Source organism: Desulfobulbus elongatus DSM 2908, from assembly GCF_000621145.1.
Taxonomy (GTDB): Bacteria; Desulfobacterota; Desulfobulbia; order Desulfobulbales; family Desulfobulbaceae; genus Desulfobulbus; species Desulfobulbus elongatus.
Window position 1 is genome coordinate 1 of the sequence record NZ_JHZB01000034.1, and the last position, 13,322, is coordinate 13,322.

At 56.7% G+C, this 13,322-nt stretch carries 7 protein-coding genes and 2 pseudogenes; 3 read left to right on the forward strand and 6 right to left on the reverse strand.

Going from position 1 to position 13,322, the window contains the following annotated elements; genetic code table 11:
* A pseudogene (locus tag Q362_RS24875) lies at positions 1–129 on the forward strand (IS5/IS1182 family transposase); the annotation flags it as partial.
* Positions 130–132: 3 nt separating this feature from the next.
* Here Q362_RS24875 and Q362_RS23725 read toward each other — a convergent pair.
* The 3 genes from Q362_RS23725 to Q362_RS22950 form a co-directional block, all read right to left on the reverse strand.
* On the reverse strand, positions 133–603 hold the full coding sequence (locus Q362_RS23725; protein WP_157470167.1) for a hypothetical protein: 471 nt from the start codon (positions 601–603) through the stop codon (positions 133–135).
* On the reverse strand, positions 600–1,742 hold the full coding sequence (locus Q362_RS0114245) for a tyrosine-type recombinase/integrase (RefSeq protein WP_028319232.1): 1,143 nt from the start codon (positions 1,740–1,742) through the stop codon (positions 600–602). Before Q362_RS0114245 ends, Q362_RS23725 begins: the two co-directional genes overlap by 4 nt.
* 360 nt (positions 1,743–2,102) lie before the next feature.
* Positions 2,103–2,723: a DUF1294 domain-containing protein gene (locus Q362_RS22950; protein ID WP_084312784.1), complete on the reverse strand. Its 621-nt coding sequence runs from the start codon at positions 2,721–2,723 to the stop codon at positions 2,103–2,105.
* A gap of 313 nt (positions 2,724–3,036) precedes the next feature.
* On the opposite strand from Q362_RS22950, the pseudogene Q362_RS25020 reads away from it, so the two are divergent.
* Positions 3,037–3,216 (forward strand): annotated as a pseudogene (locus Q362_RS25020) (YrrC family ATP-dependent DNA helicase); the annotation flags it as partial.
* Here the strand turns inward: Q362_RS25020 and Q362_RS20875 are convergent.
* On the reverse strand, positions 3,212–4,792 hold the full coding sequence (locus Q362_RS20875; protein WP_084312794.1) for a hypothetical protein: 1,581 nt from the start codon (positions 4,790–4,792) through the stop codon (positions 3,212–3,214). The pseudogene Q362_RS25020 and the gene Q362_RS20875 sit on opposite strands and share 5 nt — an antisense overlap.
* A 560-nt stretch (positions 4,793–5,352) precedes the next feature.
* Here Q362_RS20875 and recD2 point away from each other — a divergent pair.
* Positions 5,353–7,545 (forward strand): SF1B family DNA helicase RecD2, encoded by a 2,193-nt coding sequence (recD2, locus tag Q362_RS0114255; RefSeq protein WP_028319233.1) that lies wholly within the window; start codon positions 5,353–5,355, stop codon positions 7,543–7,545.
* 34 nt (positions 7,546–7,579) lie between these two features.
* Here recD2 and Q362_RS22375 read toward each other — a convergent pair whose 3' ends face one another.
* Both Q362_RS22375 and Q362_RS22380 read right to left on the reverse strand, forming a co-directional pair.
* A complete protein-coding gene (locus Q362_RS22375; protein ID WP_051554353.1) occupies positions 7,580–10,576 on the reverse strand; it encodes a PAS domain S-box protein in 2,997 nt (998 codons plus the stop codon).
* 647 nt (positions 10,577–11,223) lie between these two features.
* Positions 11,224–13,266, reverse strand: a complete 2,043-nt coding sequence (locus Q362_RS22380; RefSeq protein WP_051554354.1) for a methyl-accepting chemotaxis protein — start codon at positions 13,264–13,266, stop codon at positions 11,224–11,226.
* Positions 13,267–13,322: the final 56 nt, after the last annotated feature.

Genomic DNA, 13,322 nt, shown 5'->3' on the forward strand with positions numbered 1-13,322 from the left:
CATTCATGGTTCAACCGGTTTCGCAAATTGATACCACGATACGAGAAGACAGATCTCTCGTACATTGCACTCAACACATTGGCAGCCGCCATGATTGTCCTGAACAAGGTCATAGTTATTTATAGATAATCACTAAGTTATTTTAAAGTCAGATTGCTTGTAATTTTTTGTCTCTTCCATGTCTTTGTTTTCACTATTAATCCTAACCAATTCTCTAATAGATTTATTTAGACTTTTCTTGTTTTCAATTGAATGTTGAAGTATTTCTCCTGCTATTAGACCGTGTGCTGATCGTATGTAAAATTCATCTTCAATGGTTTCTTTTCTAACTTTAAGTATATTTTTTGAAAACAAATTCCAATTACCAGTTATATGTATTGCATTTGATAAAAAAATAGATAAAGACTTGTGAGTATCTGTTAGATTCATACCTTTCTTTTTGCAAAATTCATAATCTGATCCAATAATTGATACCAATGCTTTATGAATATATTCAATTCTTAATTCGTTTGAGTAAGGATATATCATGTAGGAATTAATAATTATTGAATAAAATATTTTATGATTATGTAGCATAAATTCTTTGATATTGTCAGACATCATTCTGTCCCATTGGCTAAAAGTGATGCTGCAATTTCACCCGCAGTTTGCATGGTATCTGGAAGAAAATGCCCGTATCGTTTAGTCATGGCGGTGCTTTTATGGGTTAAAAGTTCCCCGATCATATCCAATGTGTATTTTCCTGAATTAGCAAGCGTTACAGCATAGTGGTGGCGGAGGCTGTGAAAAATGCGAAATTCAGGCGGTAACTGAGCGGTTTTCTTGATAGGATCAATCGCGCTGCAATCAGTCCGTTTACCTCCTTTAGTGCCTGGAAATAAATATGTTGATCCAGGGTGTTTGTTATCTCGCCAAGCTATTTGTTCCTCAATAATCTCTTTGGCTATGGGATTCATGGGGATAGAGGTTGTTTTTTTGCCTTTAGGATCACGTAACCTTATAAGATTAAAATGAAAATCAAGATCAGCGTCTTGAAGTTTAAAAATTTCACCTCTTCGCATTGCCGTGAAATACGCCAACTTTAACATGCGGCAAGCTTCTTGGTTGTGCCAATGTCTCATAGTGGAAAAAAACCTTTTCACTTCTTCAGGCGTTAAATACTCCACTACTTCATTGTTTCTCTCAGGCATATTGATAGTGAAAGACAGAGGGGGGCACAAGTCTGCTTTGGAGCCAAAATTAATAAGACGGCGAAGCAGTTCGACAACATTCCATATCGTGCCGTCTGCTTTGCCGTTCATGCTGTTTATTAAATCAGCAATGTCGAGCGTGGTGAGGGTTGAGACCTGTCTTTTGCCAAAAAGTGTCTTGAGATGTTTTTCGTATCGGTTTAAGTCGGTTTTGTAGCCCTTAAGTCGGTCTTTGTTCTTTTCAAAATAAATCTGGGCAATCTCCTCAATATAGCGATTTCGCTTGAAGGCCTCTTCTTTCCGCATTGCTGCTGTAATGATGGGAGAACCCAGTTGTATTTCCTGTACGAATTGGTTCCGTTTCTCGTTGGCAATCTGGGGGGTAATCCCTTGGCTTTTCCAACCGATTTTTTCCCAGATCTTCCGGCCGGAGACTTTGAAGGTCACAACAAAGCATTTGTCTGGCTTGCCCTGGAATAACCTAGTTTGACTTTCGTAGTAGTACACTCCCTCAAATTTATTCTGATATGCGCGGATATATTTGGTTGCCATGACCCTGCCTCTTGTGAACTTTAACCTGATTTAACTCACTTTTATAATGATAAAATTTTAAAAATTTTTCCTACCCTATTCCTACCCTAATGGCTAAAAAAGATTAAAATTTATTAAACTAGAGAAGATTATACACTCTTGGTTGAAGTTTGCAACATGCTGTATTTATGCTACATTAAGTTTTATGAAGCTAGGTTAAACACTTCTTTAATCTGTGGCTATTGTGCTCATAACCCGAAGGTCAAAGGTTCAAATCCTTTCCCCGCTACCAAAAAAACACACAAGCCCTTATGGATTCTTTCCATAAGGGCTTTTTTTATTGAACTATTTCTAACGTGGAGTTCAGTCTGAAACGACTTGTTAACCAAAATTTATATTTCTTAGTATGATTTTCAGCCATAAACTTCCTTGAGGAGTAATCAGCCAGTATAATCCTGCACAATTTAAAATTACTGTAATCCAGTAAATTATTCTGAATGATAATTTTTTAGATTTATGTCTCAAAAAACTTTGAGCGATCGCCGCACCGGGCCAACCACCCAACAGAGCTATTGTGTGCAAGGTGTTCTCCTGGGTTCTCCATGTGCCCAATTCTGCCGCGTTTTTGTCTTTAGCATACATTAGGAAAGCTAGAATGCTAAGTGTAGAATAAATTCCAACGATAATGTTTGGAATGTAGTTATGACTATGAAGAAAGTAAATTACACATCCAAAAGAAATGAAAACAAATATAGAAAATATTTTTTGTCTGATTTCGCGATCATTATTTTTATGACCACGCAAAGGAAATACTTCAGTAGCACATTTTCGGCCCTTTGTATCTGTGTTTAATATATAATTGACTTCTAGTCCTTTAATTGGCTTTTTGTGTATTCTGCTATAGTCGTTGATGTGTAAGAATATATCTTTATCACCATCCTTTGGCGTAATAAATCCGTACCCTTTTTCTTCGTTCCAGTTGGATATAGTGCCGATTTTCATTTTAATCTTTAAATGGTTAACAGTAAAATTAGGCCAATTTTTTACTTCGGGTAACTAGCCGGATTATTGGTTTAATGATACAAAGAAGCGCAATGCCCGGTCAAGGAAATAGTCTCACGATTTTCAGTAGTTCGAGCTGTGTTATGATTCTTGAATGTTTGTGTGGTCGCTTAATTCTGCTGAATGGGCACACGCAGCTTCCTTGCAAGCGGTTTGGGACCATTTTACAATGCCATGCTGTGACGTCCGGCGCCCATGAGTGGCCGCGGTCGCCTTTCCTTCGCCATTCCTGAAACAACCCTGGTTCGGAACAATGCACGGTCAGCCTTCCGGCACGGGTATTCCTGTTGAGCGCATCACCGGTTCGGTCGAGCGGGTCACCTTCCACAGCGAGGAGTCCGGCTTCTGCGTGCTCCGGATCAAGGTCACGGGCAAGCGCGGTCTGGTCACGGTGGTCGGCAGCGCGGCATCTCTCACCTTCGGCGAGTTCATGTCGCGCGCGTCTCCCCACTTGCCGGCGCCGATGAAGTTGTCGGCGTTGACGGATTTGACGGAGCAATAAAGAGCAGCGCCGAAACTATCAGATAACCTAGTGCCACCTGCTGTGACAGATCGGTCGAGAAATGCCAGGGAAGGTAGATGCCACCGGCCGGCGCCGCCGAATGAATGAGGCCAAACAGCGTGCAAACGGCGCAGAGCGCGGCATAAACGGCGGCGCTGCGGGTCTTGCCGTCGATCAGGTCGGCCAGCAACCCGCCCCAGAGGATGGCGGTGAGGATGAAACCATGCCCCACCAGGCCAAGCACTTCAAGTTCGCCAGTGACCGAGACGGGCGTGGCAGCGACGCCCAATTTCTCGATCAGGCTTTCGGCGTTGGTCAGTGCCAGATAGCTGATGGACGGGATCATGGCGAAGACCACGGCCTGAGCGTGGCGGCGCGGGGACTCGACAAAAGCCTGCGCCACGATCTCGATACCGACGAACAGGAGGACGGGAGTGATGACCGCCTCCGGGATCGCCTCGATCACGAACTGGAAGATGCCGAGCACGCCGCCGATGCCGATGAAAAGGCCGGTCGCCAGCGTATAGGCGGCCCGTCCACCCATTGCCTTGTAAGCAGGATGGCCGATGTAGGGGGTGGTCTGCGCCACGCCGCCGCAAAGAGCGGCGACCATGGTGGACAGCGCTTCGGTCAGGAGGATGTCGCGCGTCCTGTATTCGTCGCCGGCGACGCGGGCGCTCTCGGTGTTGTTGATGCCGCCCAGGATGGTGACCAGCGCGAAGGGGAAGGCGATGGGCAGATAGGTGAAGGCGATGCCCAGGCCGTGCACGAACTCCAGGGTCGGCACAGGGGCGGCGGGATGGAGTGCGAAAGAGGGCATGGCAGCGTTCGCGAGGCCGAAGAGCCCAAAGGCAACGGAGCCGTAGTAAAGCGCGCAGCCGAGCAGCACCGCCCCGAGCGCCCCCGGCATTCCCAGCGGCAGCCGCCGCCGGGCCAGGAAGGCATAGAAGATGACCCCCAGGGAAGCGACCCCCGCGACCGGCGCGGAGAAGATCTTCATCAAGGGAAAGAAGGCGAGCAGCGTGACGCCGATGCCGGCGAGCGAGCCCAGAAGCCCCGCCTGCGGGATGTGCCGCCGCACCCATTCGCCGCAAAAAGAGAGCGCCAGCTTGAGCACCCCGATAATCATCAGCGTGGCCATACCCACCTGCCAGGCTGCCACAGGGTCTTTGGTTTCGAGAAAGACCGGGCCGATGACGGCGGAAGTGATGCCGATGGAAGACGGCGTGTCCAGCCCCAGCGGCATCGCCGTGACATCGGTGCGCCCCGTCCGCTTTGCCAGACGGAACGCGAGCCAGGTGTAGGCGACATCGCCAACCAGCACCCCCAGCGCGGTGCCGGGAATCATCAACGTGAAGATACTGTCGAGCGGATAGGCGAAGACACCGGCAAGGATGCTGGTGAGGATCACCAGGTTGCTGATGTTGTCGAGGATGAGACCGAAGAAGGCGTTCAAATCCCCCCATTGCGCCCACTGGTAGCCACGGTAACGAAACGGCGTTGTCATGATTGCCCCCTGATCGGTTAAAATGGCAAAACCCTGCAACAAAAGCGCCTCGCGGGCACGGGCGCGAAGGCCGGGCAAACCGCATACCCATTCCCGGCGCCTGCCATCGGCCTTTCAATAGCCCGACCTTGGTTAACGTGGCCGGCCCCGGAACGCCCCGCCGTCACCCCCCCCCAAAAAAAAAACGACCAGCGGATTGATTCTATTGGCAGAATGAGGCCACCTTCCGTTTTAGACAACTGACTTGGCCGGATTTGTTGATTTGAGGATACAGAGGAGCGCGATACTCGGTCAATGAAATAGTCCTGCGATTTTCGTTAGTTCAAGCTGAGTTGTGATTTTTGGGATTCTGATGAATGGGGCCAGGAGTCGAGCAGCCTGCGCTATGCCGGATGGCAACAAGCAACCTTCTTGCAAACTGCTTTCAGCCATTTCCTGTACCTGCAGGGGTGCGGAACGGGCAAAATACCGATACAATGCCATGCGGTGACGACCGGCATCCATGAGTGGGCGCGGGCGTCTTTCCCTCACCATTCCTGAAACAACCCTGGTTCGGAACAATGCACGATCAGCCTCCCAGCACGGACACCCCTGTTGAGCGCATCGCCGGTTCGGTCGAGCGGGTCACCTTCCACAGCGAGGAGTCCGGTTTCTGCGTGCTCCGGATCAAGGTCAAGGGCAAGCGCGACCTAGTCACGGTGGTCGGCAGCGCGGCGGCCATCACGCCGGGCGAGTTCGTCGAGTGCGTGGGCATCTGGCAGAACGACAGGACCCACGGCGTGCAGTTCAAGGCCTCGCAGTTGCGAACCGTTCCCCCGACCACCCTGGAAGGTATCGAGAAGTACCTGGGTTCAGGCATGGTCAAGGGAATCGGCCCCCATTACGCCAAAATCCTGGTCAAGGCCTTCGGCGTCGACGTGTTCACCGTGATCGAGGAGACGCCGGAACGCCTGCTGACCCTTCCGGGCATCGGCAGGAAACGGACGGACAGGATCATTGCCGCCTGGGCCGAGCAGAGGGCGATCCGGGAGATCATGGTTTTCCTCCATTCCCATGGCGTGGGCACCGGCCGCGCGGTCAGGATCTACAAGGTCTACGGCGACGAGGCCGTGGCCAAGGTCATGGAGAATCCCTACCGGCTGGCCCTCGACATCCACGGCATCGGCTTCAAAACCGCCGACATCATCGCCGGCCGGCTCGGCATCGCTCCCGATTCATTGATTCGCGTCCAGGCCGGCGTGCGCCACGTCCTGCAGGAATTGTCCGCCGACGGCCATTGCGCCGCGCCCCACGAGGTCCTGGTCAAAAAGTCGGTCGAACTCCTGGCCATCGCCGGCGAAACCCTGGCAGAGGCCATCCGGGAGGAGGTACGCCAGGAAAACCTGGTGATGGAAGAGATCGACGGCGTTTCCTGCCTGTTCCTGACGCCGCTGCACCGGGCCGAGGTCGGCGTGGCGAGCGGCATCGGGCGGATTCTGGGCGGGCCGCCGCCTTGGGGCCGGATCGATGCCGACAAGGCGCTCCCCTGGGTGGAGGAACAGACGGGCCTGAGCCTGTCGCCGTCGCAGAAGGATGCCGTGCGGCTCGCCCTTGCCAGCAAGGCGCTCATCATCACCGGCGGGCCGGGGACCGGCAAGACGACGCTGGTCAACGGCATCCTCAATATCCTGGCCGCCAAGCAACTCGGCATCCTGCTGGCCGCGCCGACCGGCCGCGCGGCCAAGCGGATGAGCGAGACCACCGGCCGGGAAGCCAAGACCATCCACCGTCTGCTGGAATTCGATCCGCAAAGCTTCGGCTTCAAGCGGAACAGGGAGCACCCGCTCGACGCCGACCTGCTCGTCATCGACGAGTCGTCCATGGTGGATGTGGTGCTGATGAACAAGCTGCTGGCGGCGGTGCCGGACCGGGCCGCGCTCGTGCTGGTGGGCGACGTGGACCAGTTGCCGTCGGTCGGTCCCGGCGCGGTGCTGGCCGATCTCATGGCCTCCGGCGCGGTGCCGACCGTGCGGCTGACCGAGATCTTCCGCCAGGCGGCCACCTCGCAGATCGTCGTCAACGCCCACCGGATCAACCGCGGCGAGATGCCGCTCAACAACAAAACCGAGGGGCTGTCCGACTTCTACTTCGTCGCGGCGGCAACCCCGGAGGAGATCCACGCCAAACTGCTGCAGGTGGTTGCCGAGCGCATCCCGAAGCGGTTCGGGCTGCACCCGGTGCGGGACGTGCAGGTGCTCACCCCCATGAACCGGGGCGGCCTGGGGGCGCACGCCCTGAACGCCGAGTTGCAGAAGGTCCTGAACGGCAACGGCGAGCCGCGGGTGACCCGCTTCGGCACCACCTATTCGCCGGGCGACAAGATCATCCAGACCGTGAACAACTATACCAAGGAGGTCTTCAACGGCGATATCGGCCGGATTGTGGAGATCGACCCCGAAGAGAACCTGCTGAGGGCCGAGTACGACGGCAGAACGGTTGAATACGAATTCGGCGAACTGGACGAGGTGGCGCTGGCCTATGCCACCACCATCCACAAGAGCCAGGGGTCGGAATACCCCGCCGTGGTCATTCCCCTGGCGATGCAGCACTACCTGCTGCTGGAGCGGAACCTGCTCTATACCGCCGTGACCCGGGGCAGGAAACTGGTGACCATCATCGGCCAGCCGAAGGCCCTGGCCATGGCCGTCAGAAATCGCAACGTCCGTCGAAGGCTGACCAACCTGAAGGCCCGTTTGGCCGCCGAGGGGGGATGACGGGAGCAGGAACGGCGGGCGACGGCACGCCGGCCTACCGGGCCTCGTCGAGCAGTTTCCTGAGGAGCGAGGCGATTTCTTTCTTGATCAGCGGCTTCATTGCAAATCCTTTTATGCCCAACAACCGCGCCTTTTCTTCCGAAATCAGGTTGCTGTAGCCCGTGCAGAGGATGATGGGCACATCGGGCCGTATCTGCAGGATCCTGAGGGCGAGCTCGCTTCCCGTCATTCCCGACATGGTGTGGTCGGTGATCACTGCGTCGAAAAAATCCGGCTGGTTCTGAAAGGTCACCAGCGCATCCAAACCGTTGGTGCGTCCCGTCACCTTGTAGCCGAGCCGTTCCAGCATGAGCACCCCCAGTTCGACCAGCATTTCTTCGTCGTCGACGAACAGAATGCGCTCGGTGCCGGCAGGGGCTGTCTCGATGTACTCCAAACCATAGGTCGTCGCCTGCTCGGCGACCGGGAAATAGATCCGGAACACGGTCCCCCTGCCGATCTCGCTGTCGCACGTTATGAAACCGTGGTGACTGGTGACGATGCCGTGGACGATGGCGAGCCCCATGCCGGTCCCCTTGCCGACTTCCTTGGTGGTGAAGTAGGGGGCGAAAATTTTCTCCAGTATTTCCGGGGGAATACCGTTGCCGGTATCGCTCACGGCAAGTTCCACGAATTTTCCCGGCTGGATTTCCGGCCGATGCTGCAGGTCGTTTTTGGACAGCTCGCGGTTTGCGAGGGCGATCCCGAGGACACCGCCCGTGTGCTCCATGGCGTGAAAGGCATTGGTGCAGAGGTTGATCAGGACCTGGTGCAGTTGGGTCGGATCGGCAAAGACGGGCCAGGCGGCGGAACTCGGGTCCAGTTCGATCGAAATCGTCGACGGGAGCGACGGCCGCAGCAGCTTGACCGCCTCGTCGACCACGAGGCCGGGGAGCACCGAAATGCGTTTGGCGTCGGCCTGCCGGCTGAAGGCGAGAATCTGCTTCACCAGCGCGCTGGCCCTCTCCCCCGCTTCCTGGATGCGTTCAAGATGCTTGAACGCGAGCACATGGCGGGGAACGAGATCCAGCGCCATCTCCGTGTAGCCGAGGATCGCACCGAGGATATTGTTGAAATCGTGCGCGATTCCCCCGGCCAACGTGCCGATGGCCTCCATTTTCTGGGATTGGATCAACTGCGCCTGTAATTTTTTCTTCTCCTCCTCGGCCTTCCTGTTTTCGGTGATGTCCCTCGAAAAACTGGCGACCTGGATGACCTTGCCCTGGTTGTTCAGGATGGGATACAGCCGGATGCGGTAATGTTTCTGCTCGCGGTTCTCGTCGTATTCAACCAGCCTTCTTTCGTACAGGACCTGGTCGATGGCCTGCCGGCGCATGCCGGCCGCGTCCGAGGGGAGGTAATCGAACAGGTTCTGGCCCCGCATCCCGTCGGCACACAGCGTGCGCCGCCGCGCCGCGTTTTCGTTCAGGTCGAGGATGGTCCCGTCGGATTTGACCAGGATGACCGAATCGGAGGTGGCGTTGAACAGCGCCTTGAACCAGGCCACGCTTTTTTTGAGCTTTTCCTCCGTGAATTTTTTGTCGGTGATATCCCGGATGCTTTCAATGGCGCCAATGATCTTGCCCGATTGATCGTGGAGGGGAGAGGCCTTGGCAAAGACCCAGGCCCCCTTGTTGCCGTTGTACAGGGCCCTGCAGAAGACCTCCGTTGTCAGCGTCTCCCCGTGCCGCAGGATGTGCGGATACAGCGCGGCGACTTCCTCGCTGTCTTCGAGAATCAGGTCGATGAGCTGCGGCCGGGCCTCGCCGTAAAAGGGGACGGTGTAGGCATAGTTCCCTTTGCCCACCATCTCCGTCGCCGACAGACCGGTCATCTTCTCGATGGCCTTGTTCCAGATGATGATCCGCCCCTCCCGGTCGATGGCAAAGGTGGCGTCGGGAAGAAATTCAATGATGTCGGTCAGCCGCCTTCGTTCCTCCAGGAGTGCCGATTCGGCCTGCTTCCGCAGCAGCGCCTCGCCGATATGCGACGCGATCCCCTCGAGGAGCCCGAGCGAGTTCAGCGAGAAGCATCCCTTCTGTGTGTTGCTGCAATGGATGAGGCCGACGATTTGTTCCTTGACCCGGATGGGGATCAGGGCAAAGGACGCATACCCGCTGTACACGCATTGGTTGCGCGGATGCAATCTGAGATCGTGTTCTGGGGGGAGATCCAGGAGGCACCGGGAGTCGTTGACCCAATAACTGCCGCCTTGCGTGCAAAAGGGGCTCGCGGGGTCGGTCCGGCCGGACAGGACCAGGCCGCACGCACACGCCAGCCGGGCCTTGCCCTCCTTATCCCGGCAGATGATTCCGGACTCGGCGTACTCGAGCAGGGAATTTTCTTTCGCGAGAAAGGCGTCGGCAAAGCCTTTGTGGGCATAGAACGGGAAATCCTCCCCTTCCTGCAGGCGGATGCCGACCGCGTCGAACCCCGTGCCGCGCTGCAGCACGTCGAGGATGTGGTGGATGGATGCGGGCAAGGTGCCCAGGCCGCTGAGGATATGAAGGATTTCCCGGCCCATCTCCCGGTAGCCCTCCGATTTCTTCTGATCGGTGATATCGCGGAAAAAACAGTGGGTTTGTTGAAAGCGGCCGGTGGCATCCCGTCCGATTTTGCCGTCAAAGGAGACGGCCACGAGGGAGCCATCCTTCTGGATCATCTCGAACTCGGCGGACTTGACCTCGCCCAATTCCTTGTATTTGAGAAACCCCTTGCGGAAGGAGGACCGCCCGTCCGGATGGAGGAACTCGGCGAAGTTCTTGCCGATGACCTCCTCCCGGGTTCGTCCGAGCGTCTCGAGCCAGGTCTGGTTGACGTGGATGAAGCAGCCGTCCTCGTCGAGGGACTGATACCCGAAGGGCGCCAACTCGAGCAGTTGCTTCAGGTAGTCGTAATCCGTTCGAAGTCGCACCACTTCCTTCTTCAACTCGGCGAGTTGGTGTTCCAAAGAAGTCGGTTCGTCGGAATCTGGACGGGAAAGATCGCTCATCGGATACTCCGTGGCAGAATGATGACTGACACCACCTGAAGGTCGGCTGTCGGCATGAGTTAGGCGTTGCAAAACATAGTTGCAGAGGCTCCCGGATTTGTCGAGGAAATCTTTCCGAAAGGAGCGTTCCGGCCCGTCCGGTTTGCAAACGGCCATGCGGGCCGTTCCGGCGGCATGGCGTCATCGGCCATGCGAATCCGGGAGGCGTCCAATGGCCGGATGCGGAAAGGCACCGGCCCACGGAACCGGGGGGACAACCGGCAGAGGCGGAAAATCAAACAAACGGGGCAGAAGGAACAGGTTTCTGTCGGACCGCATGACGCGGCCCGACAGAAACCCGGAAGACGGCGCTGCTCGGAATTTCCGGGGCAGCCGAACCGACCGATGAACGGTACCGGCGGTGCGGTGGGGACGCCTGGCGGGGTAGGGCGGTCCGAGGAGGTATGCCGCCGTGACGGTATCGTTGCGCAAGCCGACAATGAGCACGGCCGGCTCCTCGCAACGGACAGACATCACAACGATTGGCTGCAAAAACACAAAAAACATTCCGGGAACGGGGCATGGCGCCTGGCCTTGCACCGCCCCCGGTGCTCCCGGCGCTGTCCACCGCCCCCTTGAGCGGGACGTTTTCGCTGGAAGCGCGCCTGTCAGACCTTGAAACGGCCGACCATGGCGTTCAGTTCACCGGCCAGCCGCGAGAGCGCGGTGGCGCTCTGGTCGACCTCGGTGCTGTTTCTGGTCATGTGGGCGGCCGCATCTTTGACTTCGCTGATTTCCTGGGCGATTTGGGAAGACACCACCGATCCCTGGGAGACGTTCTCGCTGACTTCGCTGATGCCTGCCGATGCCTGGCCGATGTTGCTGGCGATTTCCTTGGTCGCTGCCGACTGTTCGTCGACGGCCCCGGCGATGACGCCGACGATCTGGTTGACCTCGTCCACCACCTTGGTGATGGCGGCGATCTCGGCCACCGTGCCCGTGGTCGACTGCTGAATGCCTTCGACCCGTTCCTTGATCTCGTTGGTCGCGGAAGCGGTCTGCCGCGCCAATTCCTTGATTTCGTTGGCCACCACCGCAAACCCCTTGCCCGCCTCGCCGGCCCTGGCCGCCTCGATGGTGGCGTTCAAGGCAAGCAGGTTGACCTGCTCGGAGATGTCGGTGATCGTCTCGATGACCTTGCCGATATCCTTGGCCGACTCGCCCAGTTCGCTGATCTGGACCGAGGCCTTTTCGGTCTGCTGCACGGCCCCGGAAGTGATTTCGTTGGCCTTTTCGGCGTTGTCGGCAATTTGGGTGATGGTGGCGGTCATCTCCTCGACGGCGGCGGCCACCGTGGTGACGTTGCTGGAGGCCTCGCCCATGACCGCGGCCATGGTCCCCATGTTGGCGCTCATTTGCTCGCCCGCGGCGGCAACGGTGTTGGCCTTGCCTGAGGTCTGGCCGGCACTGGTGGACATCTGCTTGGCAATGTCCAGCAACTGGCCGGAAGCGGTCTGGAGCAGGCCCGCGTTCTGGGACACGTCCCGGATCACCACCTGGATTTTCTCGATGAAGACGTTGAACCATCGGGCCAACTCGCCCATCTCGTCCCGCGATCTGACTTCGAGCCGATGGGTCAGGTCCCCTTCGCCCTCGGCGATGTCCTTGAGGCCGGCCACCACCTGATGCAGCGGTTTGGTGATGGCGCCGACCAGGAAGGTGGACAGGCCGAGAAAGACGGCGATGCCGAGAGCCACGATGATGGCGATGGTCGTCACCGCCGACCTGGTCTGCTGCGCGATAACGGCGTTGGTCAGGCGCACCGTGGCCTCCACCGGCTCAATGGCCTTCTTGCCGGCCTCGTCGAGCTGTTTGGTCGTTTCCCGCTCCTTGACGCCGAGGGTCTGGGATTCCTCCATGAGCTTGAGGAAGGTCTGCACCGTGCCCTTGATGCCCTTGGCCTGCTCGATGAACTGTTTGTTCTGGAGGGCGACCGAGGTTTCCTGCAGGGCCGGGATGCTGTTCTTGACGATGGCGTCGGTGAGCTGCGTGAACGTGGCGATCAACGCGGTGTCGCCGGACAGGAGAAACTGGAATTGCAGGCTTTGCAGTTGGAGAAAACCGATCTTGCAGTCCCGGACGATGTTGAGCATTTCGTTCTCGACCGCGCTCAGATCGGACCCCTCCATCTGCAGCTCGGCTTGGCGCGCCTCGAGATCCTTTTGGATCTCGTCGAGCGATTGCAGCGCCTGGAGCAGGGTTTGGGCCATGGTCTGCTTGAGCTGCTCCTGCTGGCCATGGGTCCTGACCACCTCGGTGAAGACCTGCTGGTACCGGCCGACCATATCCTTGGCGGCGGCCAACTGGTCGGCGATGTCCCGGCCGCTGTTCGTCCGGGAAGTCGCGTCGATGGCCGTGCCGCTGTCGACGGTCAGTTGCTCGAACTGTCCCTTGACCTCGGTGGCGAAAAACTGGAGGTAGGTTTTTTCGGCGATCCGGGCATCCTGCATGAGGGTGATCAGCCGGTTGAAATCGGCCTTGGTGGTGTTGGCCCGGTTGATGTTGCCGTAATAGTGAATCCCGGTTGCCACCAGGAGCAGAATGATCACGATGGTGAAGAGCACCAGGCCGTAGAGCCTGGCCTTGAGACTGGAAGCGAAAAGAGAGAAGGCCATGGGCATATTCCGTTCGAAGAGATTATGCGAATCCATGGGATTGCTGCTCCCTTGAATCCGCGGGAAAAACAGCCGACCTGACCACATCGTGC

Coding starts and splice junctions, on each gene's coding strand:
- Q362_RS23725 (WP_157470167.1), bottom strand. CDS start 603: ATGATGTCTGACAATATCAAAGAATTTATGCTACATAATCATAAAATA.
- Q362_RS0114245 (WP_028319232.1), bottom strand. CDS start 1,742: ATGGCAACCAAATATATCCGCGCATATCAGAATAAATTTGAGGGAGTG.
- Q362_RS22950 (WP_084312784.1), bottom strand. CDS start 2,723: ATGAAAATCGGCACTATATCCAACTGGAACGAAGAAAAAGGGTACGGA.
- Q362_RS20875 (WP_084312794.1), bottom strand. CDS start 4,792: ATGACAACGCCGTTTCGTTACCGTGGCTACCAGTGGGCGCAATGGGGG.
- recD2 (WP_028319233.1), top strand. CDS start 5,353: ATGCACGATCAGCCTCCCAGCACGGACACCCCTGTTGAGCGCATCGCC.
- Q362_RS22375 (WP_051554353.1), bottom strand. CDS start 10,576: ATGAGCGATCTTTCCCGTCCAGATTCCGACGAACCGACTTCTTTGGAA.
- Q362_RS22380 (WP_051554354.1), bottom strand. CDS start 13,266: ATGGATTCGCATAATCTCTTCGAACGGAATATGCCCATGGCCTTCTCT.